The sequence below is a fragment of the Nostoc sp. CCY 9925 genome, assembly GCF_963920935.1.
Taxonomy (GTDB): domain Bacteria; phylum Cyanobacteriota; class Cyanobacteriia; order Cyanobacteriales; family Nostocaceae; genus Nostoc.
Genome location: NZ_CAWUDO010000003.1, coordinates 195,318 through 213,627, shown reverse-complemented (window position 1 = coordinate 213,627; position 18,310 = coordinate 195,318). Strand labels below are relative to the sequence as shown.

10 protein-coding genes and 1 pseudogene are annotated in these 18,310 nt (G+C 37.7%); 4 read left to right on the top strand and 7 right to left on the bottom strand.

Annotated elements, in window-relative coordinates; translation table 11 throughout:
• Positions 1-2: 2 nt before the first annotated feature.
• Positions 3-408: pseudogene (locus tag ACM0OY_RS03070) on the bottom strand (STAS domain-containing protein); the annotation flags it as partial.
• 246 nt (positions 409-654) lie between these two features.
• On the opposite strand from ACM0OY_RS03070, the gene ACM0OY_RS03065 reads away from it, so the two are divergent.
• Together ACM0OY_RS03065 and ACM0OY_RS03060 are read left to right on the top strand one after the other, a co-directional pair.
• On the top strand, positions 655-969 hold the full coding sequence (locus ACM0OY_RS03065) for an RNA recognition motif domain-containing protein (RefSeq protein WP_414567420.1): 315 nt from the start codon (positions 655-657) through the stop codon (positions 967-969).
• Positions 970-1,345: 376 nt separating this feature from the next.
• Positions 1,346-2,950, top strand: a complete 1,605-nt coding sequence (locus tag ACM0OY_RS03060; RefSeq protein WP_414567419.1) for an NAD(P)H-quinone oxidoreductase subunit N — start codon at positions 1,346-1,348, stop codon at positions 2,948-2,950.
• Positions 2,951-3,044: 94 nt separating this feature from the next.
• Here the strand turns inward: ACM0OY_RS03060 and ACM0OY_RS03055 are convergent, their stop codons facing one another.
• The 5 genes from ACM0OY_RS03055 to ACM0OY_RS03035 form a co-directional block, all read right to left on the bottom strand.
• Positions 3,045-4,409: an ATP-binding protein gene (locus ACM0OY_RS03055; protein ID WP_414567418.1), complete on the bottom strand. Its 1,365-nt coding sequence runs from the start codon at positions 4,407-4,409 to the stop codon at positions 3,045-3,047.
• Between the two features lie 83 nt (positions 4,410-4,492).
• Positions 4,493-5,035 carry a methanogen output domain 1-containing protein gene (locus ACM0OY_RS03050; RefSeq protein ID WP_414567417.1) on the bottom strand — a complete coding sequence of 181 codons (543 nt, stop codon included), beginning with the start codon at positions 5,033-5,035 and terminating at the stop codon, positions 4,493-4,495.
• A 234-nt stretch (positions 5,036-5,269) separates the two neighbouring features.
• A complete protein-coding gene (locus tag ACM0OY_RS03045) occupies positions 5,270-6,313 on the bottom strand; it encodes an ATP-binding protein (RefSeq protein WP_414567416.1) in 1,044 nt (347 codons plus the stop codon).
• Positions 6,314-6,319: 6 nt separating this feature from the next.
• Positions 6,320-7,471, bottom strand: a complete 1,152-nt coding sequence (locus ACM0OY_RS03040; RefSeq protein ID WP_414567415.1) for an FIST signal transduction protein — start codon at positions 7,469-7,471, stop codon at positions 6,320-6,322.
• 187 nt (positions 7,472-7,658) lie between these two features.
• Positions 7,659-8,978 carry a response regulator gene (locus ACM0OY_RS03035; RefSeq protein WP_414567414.1) on the bottom strand — a complete coding sequence of 440 codons (1,320 nt, stop codon included), beginning with the start codon at positions 8,976-8,978 and terminating at the stop codon, positions 7,659-7,661.
• A 601-nt stretch (positions 8,979-9,579) separates the two neighbouring features.
• Between ACM0OY_RS03035 and ACM0OY_RS03030 the strand changes: the two genes are divergently transcribed.
• Both ACM0OY_RS03030 and ACM0OY_RS03025 read left to right on the top strand, forming a co-directional pair.
• Positions 9,580-10,566 carry a terpene synthase family protein gene (locus tag ACM0OY_RS03030; protein ID WP_414567412.1) on the top strand — a complete coding sequence of 329 codons (987 nt, stop codon included), beginning with the start codon at positions 9,580-9,582 and terminating at the stop codon, positions 10,564-10,566.
• Positions 10,567-10,593: 27 nt separating this feature from the next.
• A complete protein-coding gene (locus ACM0OY_RS03025; protein ID WP_414567410.1) occupies positions 10,594-11,985 on the top strand; it encodes a cytochrome P450 in 1,392 nt (463 codons plus the stop codon).
• 147 nt (positions 11,986-12,132) lie between these two features.
• On the opposite strand, the gene ACM0OY_RS03020 is transcribed toward ACM0OY_RS03025, so the two are convergent.
• The gene (locus ACM0OY_RS03020) at positions 12,133-17,937 is read right to left on the bottom strand and encodes a protein kinase domain-containing protein (protein ID WP_414567408.1); all 5,805 of its coding nucleotides are present in this window, start codon (positions 17,935-17,937) and stop codon (positions 12,133-12,135) included.
• Positions 17,938-18,310 lie beyond the last annotated feature (373 nt).

Genomic DNA, 18,310 nt, shown 5'->3' with positions numbered 1-18,310 from the left:
CACATATGATGCTCTGGTACAAACCTAGAAATATCAAACTTTTCTAAGCGCCGTTTGACTTTGCCAACAGCACCAACAATTAACACATGACGACTTTGTTCACTAGCATCCTTGATGGCGTTTTCAATTGCCAAAGAAGCAGTTACGCCCAACATTGGGACATCGCTCAAATCCACAATCAACACATCAGAGTCTGCCATTGCTGAATGTTCACGTGCGATCGCTTTCGATACCCCAAAGATCATCGGTCCGCTCAGGTAAAATAGCAATTGCATCATCAGTATCGCTAATTGTCTTCACTTCCTGAGATTGTAATTCCGACAGGCGATCGATAGTTAAGATATTAGCAATGAACACTCCCACGCCGACGGCAACAATCAAGTCAACAAATACGGTCAAAAATAACACAGGTGTGCAAACCTGATTTGAGAAATGAACAGTACGCTAAAAAATATGAATAGTAACTATAGACAAAAATGATGCATTTTACCATACATGACGACAAATGCACGAATTCAGGCTTGTCCAGATCGAAAGTTATGGTAGGATAATTTTGGAGAAGTTAAGTTCGGCGATACGAATCTTGTTGTTAGTAATAATTGCAAGCGGCTCTCCGGATGAACATCTCTGCATCAATGGATTCTGGAGAGTTTCATGTCAATCTACGTAGGGAACCTATCCTACAGCGTCACGCAAGACGACCTTACTAAGGTATTTTCCGAGTACGGCGCAGTAAAACGCGTTCAATTACCCACAGACAGGGAAACAGGACGTGCTCGAGGCTTTGGTTTTGTCGAAATGGAATCATCAGCCGCAGAAGATGCTGCTATTCAGGCTTTGGATGGTGCCGAATGGATGGGTCGTGTAATGAAAGTTAATAAAGCTAGACCAAAAGAGGAGAAAGCAACTCGGTCTGGCGGTGGTGGTAGTTGGCAAAAAAATAATAGTGGATACTCACGAGACTATTAAGTTCTGAGACGATTCACGAAGGCAGAAGCATTATTAGCGATCGCCAAGCAAAAACTATCCCCTACTTAGCAGTTTAGTAGATAACTGAATTTGCAAAATCTTATATAAGCAGTTCAGGAAATAGCTGAGCTGCTTATTTACTTTAGATATGAATATTGATTGCCAAAAAGCCAATCCTACACTTCAACATAATTTAATCTGATGGTAGTCATAGTATTCCAGCGCGATCACAAGCTACTACTGATTTTTGGATCTGCTTGCACCCAAGAGCGAATTTTAGCTTAAGACAGAAACTTTAATGCAACTTTGGTAAAGAACAATAGATAGAATGAACAAAGTTAGCCTTAATGTCTAATCGCCAAAACCTATACATCTCATGGATTTTGCTAATCTTGCATCCCAGTTAAATGCTGGAACAATATTACCAGAGGGGATTGTGATTCTCACCCTCTTGGGGGTTTTGATCGTTGATTTGATTTTGGGGCGTACATCCTCGCGCTGGGTTGGATATCTAGCGATCGCAGGTTTACTGGCTTCGATTGTCGCCCTGTATTTTCAATGGGACGCTTCCAATCCCGTCTCTTTTAGCGGCGGCTTTAACAGTGACAACCTTAGTATCGTCTTTCGCGGTATCGTAGCGTTGTCTGCCGCTTTTACTATACTGATGTCAATTCGCTACATTGAGCAGAGTGGCACCGCTTTAGCAGAATTCATCGCTATTTTGCTGACTGCTACCCTTGGAGGGATGTTTTTATCCGGGGCTAGTGAGCTAGTCATGATTTTCATCTCACTAGAAACCCTGAGTATCTCCTCTTACTTGCTAACAGGTTATACCAAGCGCGATCCCCGTTCTAACGAAGCGGCGCTGAAATACCTGTTAATTGGAGCTTCCAGTACAGCAGTATTTTTGTACGGAGTATCATTGCTGTATGGATTATCAGGTGGACAAACTGAACTAAGCGCGATCGCCAATGGCATTGCCACAGCTAAGGCTGGTCAATCTTTAGGTTTAGTGATTGCTCTGGTTTTTGCGATCGCAGGTATTGGCTTTAAAATCTCCGCCGCACCCTTCCACCAGTGGACACCAGACGTTTACGAAGGCGCTCCCACCCCGGTCATCGCCTTTTTATCTGTGGGTTCCAAAGCAGCTGGATTTGCTCTAGCTATCCGCTTACTGACAACAGCCTTCCCCCTTGTTGCTGAGGAGTGGAAGTTTGTTTTCACTGCTCTGGCCGTTCTCAGTATGATCTTGGGTAACGTAGTCGCCCTAGCCCAAACCAGCATGAAACGGATGCTAGCTTATTCATCCATTGCCCAAGCTGGCTTTGTGATGATTGGCTTAATTGCTAGCACACAGGCAGGGTACGCCAGTATGATATTTTACCTCCTGGTCTACCTGTTCATGAACCTGTGCGGCTTCACCTGCATTATTCTGTTCTCCTTGCGGACAGGAACCGACCAGATTGCCGAATATTCCGGACTATATCAAAAAGACCCACTCCTAACACTGGGGTTGAGTATCTCTCTGCTTTCCCTGGGCGGTATTCCACCATTAGCTGGGTTTTTTGGCAAGATTTACTTGTTTTGGGCTGGTTGGCAAGCAGGTCTTTATGGGTTAGTCTTGCTGGGCTTAGTTACTAGCGTCATCTCCATCTACTACTACATTCGCGTAGTCAAGATGATGGTAGTCAAAGAACCCCATGAAATGTCCGACGCAGTGAAGAACTATCCCCCAATACGTTGGAATTTGCCTGGATTTAGACCTTTGCAAGTCGGCTTGGTGGTAACTTTAATCGCCACTTCCATCGCAGGGATTTTGTCAAATCCACTATTTACATTGGCTAACCATTCCATCTCCCATACTGCAATTTTGCAAGCAACAGTCAATAGCACCGTACAAGCACAAAATCTACGAGTTGTGCCAAAGTTAGATTCGGTAAGTCAGTCTCAACCCTCAGTTGATTCGACTGCTAAAATTTAACTATCTAAATCTCAATAAAATTTTGTGCTATTCAAGAAGCGCCTGTTTGCTAATTAGCAAGCGGGCGCTCCGTTTTTTCGCAAAATCTAAAATACTAAAAGTTAACAGGTATCTTAATTACAAATTCTGCACCTTTTCCTGGAGTAGAAAAACAGTTAAGTTGTCCGCCATGTTTTTCGACTATAATTTGATAGCTTATAGATAAGCCTAAGCCTGTACCTTTACCCACAGCTTTAGTAGTGAAAAACGGGTCAAACAGCTTTGAGCGAACTTGTTCATCAATTCCCAAACCATTATCACCAATAGTAACCGCAATAGATGTTTTATCTATTAGTTCAGTTGTAATTTGAATTTGGGGATTGTCAGTTGTTTGTGAATTGACTGCTGACCACCTACCAGTGAGTGCCGACTTTTCCAAAGCATCGATCGCATTAGCCAGGATATTCATAAATACTTGATTGAGTTGACCGGGGTAGCAAGTTACATTGGGTAGTTGGCCATATTTTTTAATGACTTTGATTTCTGGACACTCATGCTTCGCTTGCAGCCGATGATCCAAAATCATTAAAGTACTATCAATTCCTTCATGAATATCGACTTGCTTAAGTTCGGCTTCATCAAGTCTTGAAAAATTTCGCAATGATTTAACAATTTCTTGAATACGTTGTGTACCTACTGTCATAGATTGGAAGAGTTGAGTTATGTCTTGAATCAAAAAATCCAAATCTATTTCTTCTATTTGCGTTTTAATTTCTAGAGGAGGATTGGGACAAATTTGTTGATAAATTTCTACCAACTTAAGTAAATCTTGAGTGTATTTATGGGCATGGTGAAGGTTACCATAAATAAAACTAACAGGGTTATTAACTTCATGGGCAATACCAGCGACCATCTGACCTAAACTAGACATTTTTTCAGCTTGGATAAGCTGAGTTTGGGTAAGTTGTAGTTCGTTTAATGTTTCTTGTAAAGTAGTTGTACGTTCCTGAACCCGAATTTCTAGTTCCTCATTTGCTTTCTGGAGTTCTAACTCCGCCTGTTTACGTTTTTGAACTTCTTTTGCTAACTCATCAATTTTTTGGTTTAGAAGAACGAAATTATTACTGGCTATATTTCTATTTTCTAAGCGCAAAAGAATTAAAGCTGAAGATTCAGGAGACCAAGGTTGAATAACTGCTCCTTGAGTGCGAAATATTAATGTTTGCCCATCATTTGTACGTAAATTTAAAGAACCTAAAATCATTGCTCTGCTAGTAGAACAAGCTTCCAGGTACTTTTTAATATCATCGCTAGACTCAGTTACCAAATCAAAGAGCATTTTTCCTTGCAGTTCCTGACGGCGTAATTTCAGGATATCTGTGACTGGTTGATTAGTTGCTAATATTTGACCCTCATTAGTCACCAGAAGTAAAGGTTCTGGTAAAACTCTGGCAAGTTCAAGAAATTGTTCAGGAGTCATGAGGCTTGCAATTTCAAGTTGGACCATACTTTACCGATCTATACCAGAGGTAGTATGCTGGGATTAGTTTAATGCCGAAGAGTTTAGACAGATTCTAGTCCTCTAAAGTATTCTCTACCTTCTACATCTTCTGCTTCTTGAGTAAGTTTTAAATAAACAATAACTCTGCATCCAGAAGCGCCCTGTGCTATGGTATCTTGCAATTGTACTTTTGCATACCCTAGATTATTAGCTGCGATCGTTCCAAAGACGTTTGAAGTCATCATACACATAGCAGGGCGATTAAGAACTTTTTCTCCAAATGGGCAAACGTGGTTGCCAAAAACAATTTTTTCATCATCCTGTTCAATAACGTAAAAATCGCCTTGAATTCGTTTTTTTAAATCAACTAAGACATCAGCTACTTGCTTTCGGGAAAGATTTGACACCTCTAAGGCAGATTTGTAATCTTGGTTAATCTGCCTACCCATCCTTTCACCAACTACGCTAATAAATCCAGAAGCTTCTTCTAAGCCAACTACATCCTGCAATGTACCAGATAATTCTCTGATTAATGTACGTAAAAATATATCCCGTTCTAATGGGAGATTCAGGCTACTTATTGAATGATTAAGGGAATTTGTCATGAACTTTCAGGACACAACTTTAGAACTACAGTTTTAGAGTTCCCAAAAACGCCTGTAAACTAACTGCTGATAGCAGTTTTAAGTTGTGTAAATTACAGCAGTTTCATAGAAGCCAACACTCTGCTATGCAAAATAAAATTTCTGTAATCTCTTTCTTGAGGAATTTAATGCTTCATCAATTGTTATTTTTTTGTAATTAAATAATATATTCTGAAATTATTCTATTTCGCTATTTTAATAAATTGGAATAGTGATTATAAATTCTGAACCTTCTCCCAGCACGGAATTTACTTTCAAAGTTCCTTTATGTTTTTGGACAATTATTTGATGGGTAATTGATAATCCTAATCCTGTTCCTTTACCCACTGCTTTAGTTGTAAATAAATGGTTAAAAATTTTTTCTTTTACTTGAGGCGATATTCCTACTCCATTATCTTGAATCCGAATCAATACGTGATTTTTATCTTCAGTGAGGGTAGTATGAATTGTAATTTGATTGGGATTCGCCTTAATTTGATCAAAACTCAACCCATAATTAGACTCTTCTAAAGCATCAATAGCATTTGCCAATAAATTCATAAATACCTGATTTAGTTGTCCGGGAAAGCATTGTACTAACGAAACTTCACCGTAATCTTGAATTACTTGAATAGCGGGACGAATCTTATTCCCTTGCAGACGGTGTTTGAGAATAACGAGAGTACTGTTAATGCCTTCATGAACGTTAAATAGAACTTTTTGTTCTGTATCTGCTCTAGAGAAAGTTCGCAAGCTCTTACTGAGATTGGAAATTCGATCTGTGCCTTCTTTGATTGAAGAAATGAGTTTAGGCAAATCCTCACGCACATATACAATGTCAATTAATTCACTTTTTTCTTGAATTTGCTGAGATGCTTTGGGATAAGTTTGCTGATAGACATCTAGCAGATCTAATAGGTTATAAATATACTCTTGAGCCGGAGCCACATTACCCGCTATAAAAGCAATTGGGTTATTAATTTCGTGAGCTACATCTGCAACAAGACTTCCCAAAGTAGACATCTTATTTTCCATTATCTGAAGATTAAGAAGCATAGTTTCTAGTTCCTGACTTCTTTCCTCTAATTCGCTCTGATACTCTTTTAATTCATTAATTACTTTCTTCAACAGAGATTCTTTTTTTTTATTTATCTCTTCTAGTTTCATTCGGTCTTTCTCAGACCGTTCCAATTGTTTTTGGAGAATTCTATTTGTTTTTTTGAGTTGTTGAATTTCTTTTTCACAATCAAAACTTCCCATCAGTTTTTAATGAACTCCCAAAATCAAAGTTACAAAAGTTTCGTTGTGAAATTGCGTTTGACTCATTATATCTATAGGAGCAATTTCTCCATTAGAATAAAATCCACAGGTAGGTAAAGAGTTATTGAGGCAAAGTTTTGTATTCTGGTACTCTTCTTGTGCCCTCGTACCAAGTATTTGCCGACGAGCTACACATGAAAAAAACAAAACAGCACTTGGTTCTTTACCTGGATAATTATTTAGGGCATTCATGAATGATGCTTTAGAAGCTGCAAGAATATCTTCATAGCCTGCTTCGGAAATTTGAATCAGTGCTTGGTCAGGAATATCCGCAAAAAAGGTGATACTACCTGATTCTGGATTGTAAGTAATGGGCGCCCTGATATAAAATTTGTCTGTATCTTGCTCAAACACTGCTAGGGGATATTCCATTGAAGGAGGAAGCAAACCTAGATAATGATGATAAAAATCTAAAGCTGGCTTACCATCTATTTCATAGAGAATGTTTTTATCTACTTTGGTAACTTTGCTAATTTGGCCGATGGGATGCCAACCACTTGCAACACCATGAGAAAACAATATTTTGCCGCAAAAAAGCAGAATTGGTACAGAATCACTTAAAACTTCTGTTTGAAAAAATTGGTATGTATTTTGATATTTCGACTGGTCCGCTGCTAAACCGCCAAATATCGGTACATTTTGACCAAGAGCTAGCTTTAACCCATTTAATATAGAGACACCACTAGTTGTCAGACTCTCTGGCTGAGTTAAACATAGGCTTGGTGCTGCTGTAGTTTTTGCTTTGGCTTGTTCTACAGCTTGTTTGGTTGCAGTAATTGTATCGGCTGAAATTTTGCGCCCAACCCCTGCATGAATTTCTACTTCGTCTGAGCAAAACAACATCAAAGTAATTGAGTCTTGCTGAAACTCTAGGACTGAAGAAATTTCGCCATCTGTTGTTCCACCAATTAACTCAATCCCGCCAAAAGCGTGATGAATTTGCTGCAAAATCAGGGAATGCTCGAAGTCAATTGCAGCAAAAAGAATTCCAGCTTGTGGAATATCTCCAGCAAGAGAAGTAATACATTGTTGAATAACTTCTTCAACTGCTGATAGAGAATCGGGATCGTTACTATGACCTACTACTGCTTTGAACATATATTGATATATAGACAATTCTTTTCGTACAGAATTATATAGAACTCATACTTGATTTTGCGAAGCTAGGTACACCTTTATTCATTTTTAGCTGTTCACTCTCTCTATGAGTGATTCAGGAATCAAATCGGATTCCTATAGTACCCAAATTTTCAGGAATATTTGCTGATTTTTGTTTAAATTTTATTTAAATGGGAAGCTTAATGATAAATTCCGAACCTTGTCCTGGTGCTGAATTTACTTCCAGAGTTCCTCCATGTTTGTCAACAACAATTTGACGAGCAATAGATAGTCCTAAACCTGTACCTTGACCTACAGGTTTGGTGGTGAATAAGTGGTCAAATATTTTATGTTGGACTTCAGCCGACATCCCCACGCCATTATCTTTAATCTGAATCAACGCATAATTATTATCTTCAGTTAAGCTGGTTTCAATCCAAATTTGATTGGGATTAGCCTCAATTTCAACATAAGTGCGACCTAAATTAGATTCTTCTAAAGCATCAATAGCATTAGCTAATATATTCATAAATACCTGATTTAATTGCCCACTGAAGCATTCTATTTCTGGGAAAATATCATAATTTTTTATAATCTCAATATTGGGGCGAGATTCTGATGCTTTCAATCGGTGCTTAAGGATCATAATTGTACTATCAATACCATCATGAATGTTGCAATAAACTTTGCGATCGCTATCTGCTCTCGAAAAGTTTCTTAGGCTAGTACTGATATTGCGAATCCGTTGTACACCTTCTTTCATCGAAGAAATTAAGTTAGGTAAATCCCAAAGCATATGCTGTAAATCCATCGCTGCAATTTCTTCTTGAATTTCTGCAACTGGAGCGGGATAATGCTGCTGATATAGCTCAATTAGCTTAGTCATGGCTTGGAAATATACCGAAGCGTGACCGAGATTACCATGAATAAAACCAACTGGATTATTAATTTCATGAGCAACGCCCGCAACTAATTGACCAAGGGCAGACATTTTTTCTGTCTGTACAAGCTGGATTTGAGATTCTTGCAAATCTTTTAGTGCTTTAGATAACGCTGCTGTTCTTTGGTAAACTCGTTTTTCTAAAGTTTTTGTGAGATTTCGTAATTGCAGATGGGTTTTAATTCTAGCTAATAGTTCTTCCTCATGAAATGGTTTTGTAATATAGTCAACTGCACCGATATTTAGACCTTTGATTTTACTCTCTGTATCTGAATTTGCTGTCATGAAAATTACAGGAATATCACAAGTTTCTGAATTTTCTTTCAATTTTTTACATGTTTCAAAACCATCTATTTTAGGCATCATTACATCTAGCAAAATCAAATCAGGTAGTCTAGATTCAACCTGTTTCAGTGCCTTTTCACCATTAACTTCTGTGACCACTTCAAAGCCTGCATTAGTTAATATTTGAAAAACGATCTCTAAATTAGTAGTAGTATCATCTACTACTAAAATTAAATTCTCTTCTGAAATATCAGATATTTTTATATTTTGTATATAATTCATGTATTTAAATTCATTTAACTCCTTGTTACTTGTTTATCATTAGCCTCGCATTGCAACTAAGCCACCTATATTTTCTTAACGGACTGACAGAGAAATTTACAGGTGTAACAATTCTATAGTTCCCAAAAATTCTGATAACAGCAACATTCTCACAGCAAATTATTTATATTTTACTAGGGCGATCGCTACAGATGCTTTCATCAAATTTGAATATACCTTTTTTCTTAAATTAGCCATTATTACCCTTGTTTTTTTTTATAAATAGGGGTAAACACAATGCTTTATGTTAACTTCTTCAGTTCGTCAACAGTATTGATAATGAGTAGACAAAAATGTAACTATTTTTATCAAAAAAATATAATTCAAGATAATTACGGTTATATTTTTACAAAAATTTTTAATAACATCTAAGTAAGTATTGAAATATTAAAATACATTTATGCATCGCAAAAAGTGAGGTCAGTATGAATTTCATACTTGGGAAAACGTGGTTTTACAGTGATTTTTTTCACAAAGCTATGTCATAGACGCTGAAAAAACCTATTGCTTTTGTCGTCTTCTAATTGATATTTATCCATTAAATTTAGCTCAGAGTTTTTCTATGGAAGAATTAAATTTTCCTAGTTTACACTGTCCATTTGCACTCCAAACCAATCGCTATGTCGATGTTTTACAACAGTCCGGTATTGAGTGGGTGCTCCGCTTCAATCTGTTAGCGAATGAATCAACTTATAAGCGATTTTGTAAGTCTAATTTCTTTTTATTAGCTGCATGTGCCTATCCTGATAGCGATCTTGAAGAACTTAAGATTGCAAATGATTGGTTAAGCTGGGTGTTTCTTTGGGACGATCAATGTGATTTATCAGATTTAGGAAAAAAACCTGAAATTTTAAAGTTCTATAATCAGAGATATTTAGAAATCTTAAATGGGGCAGAAGTTACAAGCGAAGATACAGCTCTTGTTCTTGCTTTAAGTAACTTAAGAGAAAGGATTCTTGCAAGACGAAGTTTGACATGGTTCCATCATTTCATCACTAGCTTTCAGGAATGGTTACAGGCATGTACTGACGAAGCAACCATCCGCGCAGAAGGAATTGTACCAGATGTGGATACCTATATCATGACCCGTAAATCAAGTATAGGTGTGGATGCTTTTTTAACATTGACTGAATTTTGCCATAATTTGACGATTCCCGATTTTTTACGAAAAAATGAAATAATTCTCAAATTGCAATTTCTCACAGGACATATTATTGCCTGTTGTAATGATATTTTTTCTGTGTCTAGAGAAATGTTGAGTGGTGATGTTCATAACTTAGTATTGGTACTGCATTATAAACAGCAGATTCCTATAAATCAGGCAATTTATCGTGTAGTAGAAATGCACAATAACGCTATACAAACAATGATAGATTTAGAAGCATCTCTTCCCACATTTGGACAAGAAGTAGATGCTGAACTTGCAAAATACATATCAGGAATGCACGCCTGGATACGTAGTAACCATGATTGGTATTCCCAGACAAGTCGCTATCAGAGTATAGAAAGGCTGGAACTAACACAAAATTATGACGTGGTGAATTCTTGAGCTAGACTTAACCTGATAAAAAATTCAATGTTATTACCTAATCTTATTAAAACCCCTTCTGTGCTACAAAAGCTGCAATGGGTCATCGATCCTATCGGCTACATGAAAAAAGCGGCTCAGCAATATCCTGACATTTTCACTGGTAGAATAGTTGGCTTTGGCGATACTGTGGTGTTTGTAAACCATCCCCAGGCAATCCAGGAAATTTTAACTAATGATAAAACAAAGTTTCTAGCTGTCGGCAAGATGAACAAAATTGGAGAACCCTTAGTAGGGGAATATTCAGTTACGTCACTCGAAGGTACTTATCACAAACGACAGCGACAACTTGTGATGCCTGCTTTTCATGGAGAGCGAATGCGAGCTTATGGTCAACTGATTTGTAGTCTGTGTACAAAAGTTTTTAATCAGTTGCCACTAAATCAGCACTTCTTGGCTCGTAACTTAACACAGGAGATAACCCTACAAGTTATTTTACAGGTTGTTTTCGGCTTGAATGAGGGAGAAAAACTTGAAAAACTTAAGTATTTATTGCCGCAGATGTTGGATATTTTTCGGTCGCCTTTGAGTTCTAGTTTATTGTTTTTCTCATTCTTGCAAAAGGATTTAGGAGCTTGGAGTCCTTGGGGAAAATTTCTACGCGATCGCCAGCAAATTGATGAATTGATTTATGCTGAAATTGCCGAACATAGACAGCAACTGAATCCAGAACGCACAGATATCTTATCCATGCTGGTGTTAGCACAGGATGACACTGGTCAATTCATGACGGATCGAGAGTTGCGCGATCAGTTGATGACCCTAATGGTTGCGGGATATGAAACTACAGTAACAGCGATCGCTTGGGGATTGTATTGGATTCACCAAAAGCCCTTAGTTCGTGAAAAATTGCTCGAAGAACTGGACACTCTGGGTGATTCCCCAGATCCCATGAGCATTTACCGACTGCCATATTTGACAGCTGTTTGTAACGAAACTTTGCGAATTCACCCTCCTTTTATTTCCTCTTTCCCTAGAGTCGTACAAGAACCTATTGAACTCTTGGGGCATTGTTTAGAACCTGGAACCGTAACGCTTGCGAGTATTTATCTCATCCATCAGCGTGAGGATTTATATCCCCAACCACAGGAGTTTCAACCACAGCGCTTTTTAGAACGGCAATTTTCTCCCTATGAATTTCTGCCCTTTGGTGGTGGTGTGCGCCGTTGTATTGGCGAGGCTTTGGCTATGTTTCAAATGAAGCTAGTATTAGCAACGGTGTTGTCACACTATCAGCTGGCGCTAGTTGATTGTCAAAGAGAGCGCCCTCAACGCCGAGGCTTTACTGTTGCACCTTCCCGTGGAGTCAAGATGGTAATGACAGGACACCGCGTGCCTCAAGAGTCTTTGGCGAAGATGGCAGGTATCTCTGTGTCTTAGAACACTATAGTGCTTCTTAATTCAGTCCAATAGAGACGTGGTACGACTCCTTAGCGCCCAAAAATTCATCCCACGCTGTCTTAGCAGTCAGGCATGGGATGAATTTTTGTTTTAGCTAAATCATAAAAAGGATAAGCCCAATTATCCTTATTGCATTGGTATCTCAATCACGAACTCAGTTCCTTCTCCTAGTGCAGAATTACAGGTTAAACTACCCTTGTGTTTGTCCACAATAATTTGATAGCTAATCGACAACCCTAAGCCTGTACCACTTCCAACTGACTTAGTGGTAAAAAATGGATCAAAAATTTTCTGCCGCACGGATTCTGCCATACCATAACCGTTATCGGCAATCCGAATCACCACTGAATTAGAATCTGTTAGTTGAGTAGATATGCGAATTTTTGCATGATGATTTTTCACTTGTTCTTGAACTTCTGATGCTCCTAAACTTCCACTGAAATTTCTATGTTGCTCATTTACGTATGATTCTTCTAAAGCATCGATCGCATTACTTAAAATATTCATAAATACTTGATTCAGCTGACCTGCATAACAAGTTACTTCTGGGAGGTTTCCATATTCTTTGATGACTAGAATTTCCGGATAATCGTTCTTATCCTTAAGTCGATGCTGCAAAATCATCAACGTGTTATCCATTCCTTCATGGATATCTACAGGCTTCATCTCATATTCATCAAGGCGAGAAAAATTGCGTAAGCCCAAAACAATATTGCGGATACGTGAGCTGCCAACCTTCATGGAATCTAGAATTTTTGGCAAGTCTTCTGCTAAAAAATCTATGTCGATTTCTTCAGATTTATCCTCAACTATGGGCGAAGAATCAGGGTATTCCTGTTGATAAACAGCTATCAATTCCAGCAAATTTTGGACATAATCACTGGCATGAGCAATGTTTCCATGAATAAAATTAATGGGATTATTAATTTCATGCGCTATTCCCGCTATCATTTGTCCTAAGGAAGACATTTTTTCACTTTGAATTAATTGAATTTGAGTACGTTTTAATTCCTGTATTGCTTGTTGTAATCTTTCATTTTTGTGGTTGAGTTCCTGAGTTCTTTCTTGGACTTTTTGCTCTAGAGTATGGTTGTATTTTTCCAAGCTTTCTTTAGCTTGTGCTAAATTTTTGTAGAGAATAGCATTCTTGAGGGATATTGCTGCTTGGGTAGTGAGTAGTTTCAGAACTTCTACGCGATCGCGTGTAAATGCTCCTGTCGTTAAATTATTTTCTAGATAAATAATTCCAATCAATTTTCCTTGATTGATAATCGGTATAGACAATAAACTCTTGGGTTCTTCACAGATAATATAGCTATCAGCGGCTAAAAATGAAACAGCCATTGCATCATCAATAACTAATATTTCTCTGGAACGTTTAACATAGTTAATCAAAGTAATGGGAACATCGTAGCTTGATTCTAAAGAAATTGATGGAAACTCAGTATAGCTATGTTCAAAATTTGAACTCGAACAAACTGCTGTAATAGTTAATGCTAAGCTATCATCTTCGCTTAAAATCAAAGCACATTTAGAAGCTCCTGCATTCTCAATCGCAACTTCCATTAAAGTAGAAAGCAGTCGCTCAAGCTCAATTTCCCCAGATAGTGCTTGAGATGCTTTAATAAATGTAGCTAAATCCAGAGAATCAGAAATACTTGTCTTTGAGCCGATGGCAGTTTGTTGATTACTCAAAGTAGATAGAGATGTGTTATTGAAAGAAGTACTTTCTTGGCTGGAATGGATATTTAGTTTGAGTTTTTCCTGCTGAAATACAGGAGCGAGTAATAGGGGATAGCGTTTTACTAAATCGTCAACTTTTGCTAATGCTCCCCAGCGAACGTAACTATAGTAAGCATCTGTAAAGTAGCTTTGGGCAATCTTATGTTTGCCCCATTCTAGATAGAATTTGGCAGTGAGTTCTTGAGCGAGGGCTTCTTCATGAAGATACTCATGTTCTTTAGCCAGGGAAATAGCGCGATCGTAAAATTCTATTGCTTCGAGATATTTACCACCAATCCGACACCGTTCAGCCTCTACAAGATAATATTTATGTAAATAATTCATAGGGGCATGATGTGTCCACTGGTGCATTTTCTCTTGATTCACTTGAACCTTATCCATAATAGAATTTTGTTCTAAAACGGATGCATTAGCATATAAAGCTAGTCGTGTTAGTGAATCATAAAAGTGGAGCAGAGGAGTAACCAACTGCCCTCTTCCACCATCTAAATATTTTTCTGCTAATGTAGAATTTTCCAAAGCTAAATGGTATTTTTCAAAGAGGTAACAAAGATGCACTTTGCTAACATAAAAATAGAAAATTCCCATTACATCATTAGCTTCAAGGTAAAGCGGCAGCATTTTTTCTTCGTTGTAAGCTTCCCCAATTAAATAACAAGGGTTTGCTACATTCCCTAGCAAATTTAAAACGCTTTGTCGGTGGATACTAATCCAGTTAAATACTATTTTTTGCTTGATTTGAGCGATCGCATTACTGTAGGTTGCCATCTCTCGCTCTAGTTCTGTCAGTTCTCGACCAACAAAATATGCAGAATAGGAATAAGCATTAAGACAATAGGCTGCGTATTCTAAATCTCCTGTTTCTATTCCAATAGCATAACCATCCAGCAAAGGTTTTAATATTTGCCTAGTATGTTCCTTCCAATGCCTAATAGTTGTATTAAATGCGAGAATGATCTTGGCTTTGACTTCTTTAGCATTCAACTTATCCACTAAAGTTATACCCAGTTTGCCAAATTGATAGGCAGACTCAATATCTCCCACTACCCCAGTGAGTACTAACCCATAATTCACATAAGCAGAAGCAGACAGGGAAGTATTACCATATTTAACTGATAGATTGATTTGTTTGAGAAAAATCAGCGGAAACAGTTGCGGCGTAACTAAATAACTAATAGCGATAATAGTTGATAGAATACGCATCACTGCTATTTGCTGAGCATCTATCATTTCCGGTAGATTAATTAATTCCTGAATATGTCTGCTGTTGAGATTTGATGCTAATTCTGCCATTGCTAACTGAATATCAGACTCACTTGGGTGTTCAGGAAATTCCACTCCCAAAAGTTTCAAAAATCTGAGTGCAGTATTTACGGCCTCCAGTGCTTGGTTCTGCGCTCCGTAAGCTTGAATTTTGATTTGATAAACTTTTATTTTTTCTAGCAGTGGTTTACGTACCAGCACCACCTCTGCTAATTGCTCCATCTGTTCAAAGTTCCCAGCTAAATATGCGGCCTCTGTCGCACTCTCATATAAAGCTAGGGTGAGATGATGTTTTGTTTCCCAACTATCAGCTGCTAGTAGTTGGATACCGATAGTTAAATATTTAACCGCAGCTGGATAAGCTGTTGATGCTAAAGCTTTACGTCCAGCAATTAAATTCATTTGGGCGAGTTCATTTCGCTTAGCTTGATGGGAGATAAATTCCACCGCAATATTCAGTTGATTAACAAGCTCAAAAATCTTTTCTTCCTGTTCTGCAACTGGAATATTGCTCAACAACAGTAGTCCAATTTTTAAATGAATTGGCTTTTTTTGCTCTTCAGGAATTAAAGAATAAGCAGCTTGCTGTACGCGATCGTGTACGAATTTATATTTAGGTATTTGTAAATTCAGACTTGCAAATTGTGTAGATTCTATTGCTGCAATAATTAACTCTTTATTATTATCGACCGGGCAAATGTTGTAATTTTCTGTATGTGGTAAAATTAATCCATCAAGTAATGCTTGCCACAAATCTGATGCTGTATCTACTACAGATTTTTCATGGACGATCGCTAAACTTTTTAAGTCAAATTGGTTGCCAACACAAGCAGCAAGTTTTAAGACTTTTTGGGTATTTATCGGCAGTTTTTCTATCTGAATTGCGATAAATTCTACTACATCATCTGTAAGAGCTAATTCTTTGATTTTGCAAATATCATACTGCCAATAACCAAGATCGAAGTTTAATGCAATTAGCCCTTCCTCGTATAAAGACTTGAGGAATTGAATAGAAAAGAAAGGGTTACCTTTAGTTTTGGCAAACACCATCTGAGTCAAAGAAACAGCAACTAATTCCGGACAATGAAGCGTGTCAGCGATTAAATGATTTAAATCACCCTGATTCAAAGGTGCTAGGGTAATAGTACTAATACTTGCTCCTGCTTGTTCAATCTCTTGCAGTGTCAAATAGAGTGGATGTGCTTTTGACACTTCATTATCTCGATAGGAACCAATTAATAATAAGCCTCTTTTAATTTCAGTTATTTTTTCTGTCTCTTCTGAAATATTAGATAACGTATTTTCACACATTAATAACTGAATTAATTTTAAAGAAGCTGTATCTGCCCATTGTAAGTCATCGAGAAAGATAACGAGGGGATGTTCTTTTGTGGTAAAAATTTGAATGAATTTTTGGAACAATAAATTAAAACGATTTTGGGCGGCACTGCCAGAAAGTTCTGTAACCGGAAGTTGCTTGCCAATAATCTGTTCGAGTTCAGGAATTACATCAATAATTACCTGAATTTGTGTACCTAATTCTCGCAGAATCTTGGCTTTCCATTGTTGAATTTGGGCATCAGTTTCTGAGAGCAGTTGTCCGATTAAGTCTCGAAAAGCTTGCACCAATCCTGATAAAGGAATATCACGTTGAAACTGATCGAATTTTCCTTTGATGAAGTAACTCCGCTGGCGCAGGATGGGTTTGTGGACTTCGTTGACTACAGCAGTTTTGCCAATTCCAGAGAAACCCGCGACTAATATCATTTCTACCCCTCTGTGAGTAAGGGGAGGCAGTGGCTTGGGGAGCCATTGCGTTGAAGAGGTTTCCTGGCTCAAAGCAAGTAATTCTGCTGACTTGTACTCCTTCTCTATGGGAGACTGTGCCAATGCAGAATCCGTAGGGTAACATCTGCTGCGGGATTCAAGGGGGTTAGCAACTCGCTCAAAAGCAGCTAGTAGGGTTTCAACTTCATTTTGCCGACCATAGAGTTTTTCAGGGATTACAAAACGGTCTGAAATGTCGCGGTTGCCTAGTCCAAAAGGTGCAATATTTCCTGTCTCTTGCCACTGCTTTTGACACACTTCCAAATCATGCTTTAACCCCAATCCACTTTGATAGCGTTCCTCTGCATTTTTGGCCATCAGCCTGCTGATAATATCAGACAAAATTGCTGGAATATTTGAGTTAATTCGGCTAGCTTTTAGCGGTTGTTTAGCAATGTGAGAGTAAACTAACTCCATCGGATCTTTGCTGGTGAAGGGTAACTGTCCGGTGAGGAGTTCAAAGAAGGTGGCACCAAGGGAATAAAAATCAGTGCGGTAGTCAATACCTCGGTTCATCCTACCAGTTTGTTCTGGGGAAATATAAGCGAGAGTACCTTCTAAAACGTTAGGATTTATCAGAAATTGACTTTCTCTTGGCAGGAGTGTGGCAATACTAAAGTCAATAATTTTTATCTCACCCGTGGTTGGGTTAATCAAGATATTAGCAGGTTTAATATCTTTGTGAATAATGCGATCGCGGTGCAGTTCTTCAAGAATAGATGCAATTTTAATAGCAATGTCGAAAAACTCATCTAGGTAAATTTTATTTTCTTTTTTATCCTTGTCGTCCAGTCGCCATTTTTGCAGGGAAATACCGCCAAAATCTTCCATCACTAAGATGTAGCTGTTACGGTAATTATCTAAACTATAGGGTTTAACGATACCAGGAATATCGATATTTTTAGTGATGATATATTGATTGCGAAACTGAGCAATTTCGGCAAATGTCGGATATTCATTCCGCATCAATTTCAGGACGACTGATTTTTGGTCTTGTTCTCTAATACCTCGATAAACTAGGGTTTTACTGCCTGAGTAGATTTGCTCAGTTATCCTATAGCCAGGAAACGCATATAGTGTATCTAGTAATATTGACATTGCAATCTATATTCATAATTTTTGTTTCTATGGCTTAGTATTCCCCTATGTAGACTATCGTTATCAATAGATCGTAAAAATTATTGTTCAATTTTTATGGGAAAATTGAATTTTCAGTAAAGATTATATTCCAGGTTTTATATTTTTATAAATGTTACCTTTTCGATAAAACCATTAAATTAGCAACTATATTTTTATTTTTTTATACCAAAAATACTTTTATTTTTTGGGTTATTTTGGCGTGTTAGTTATTACGTTAAAACGTCTATTTGTCTTTTTGTCAATCAGCACAAATAACAAAAAACCTGCCATACTATTGTTCTCAAGAGTAAAGTATGGCAGGTTTAATGGGTCTAGGAATGTTTTGCTAGAC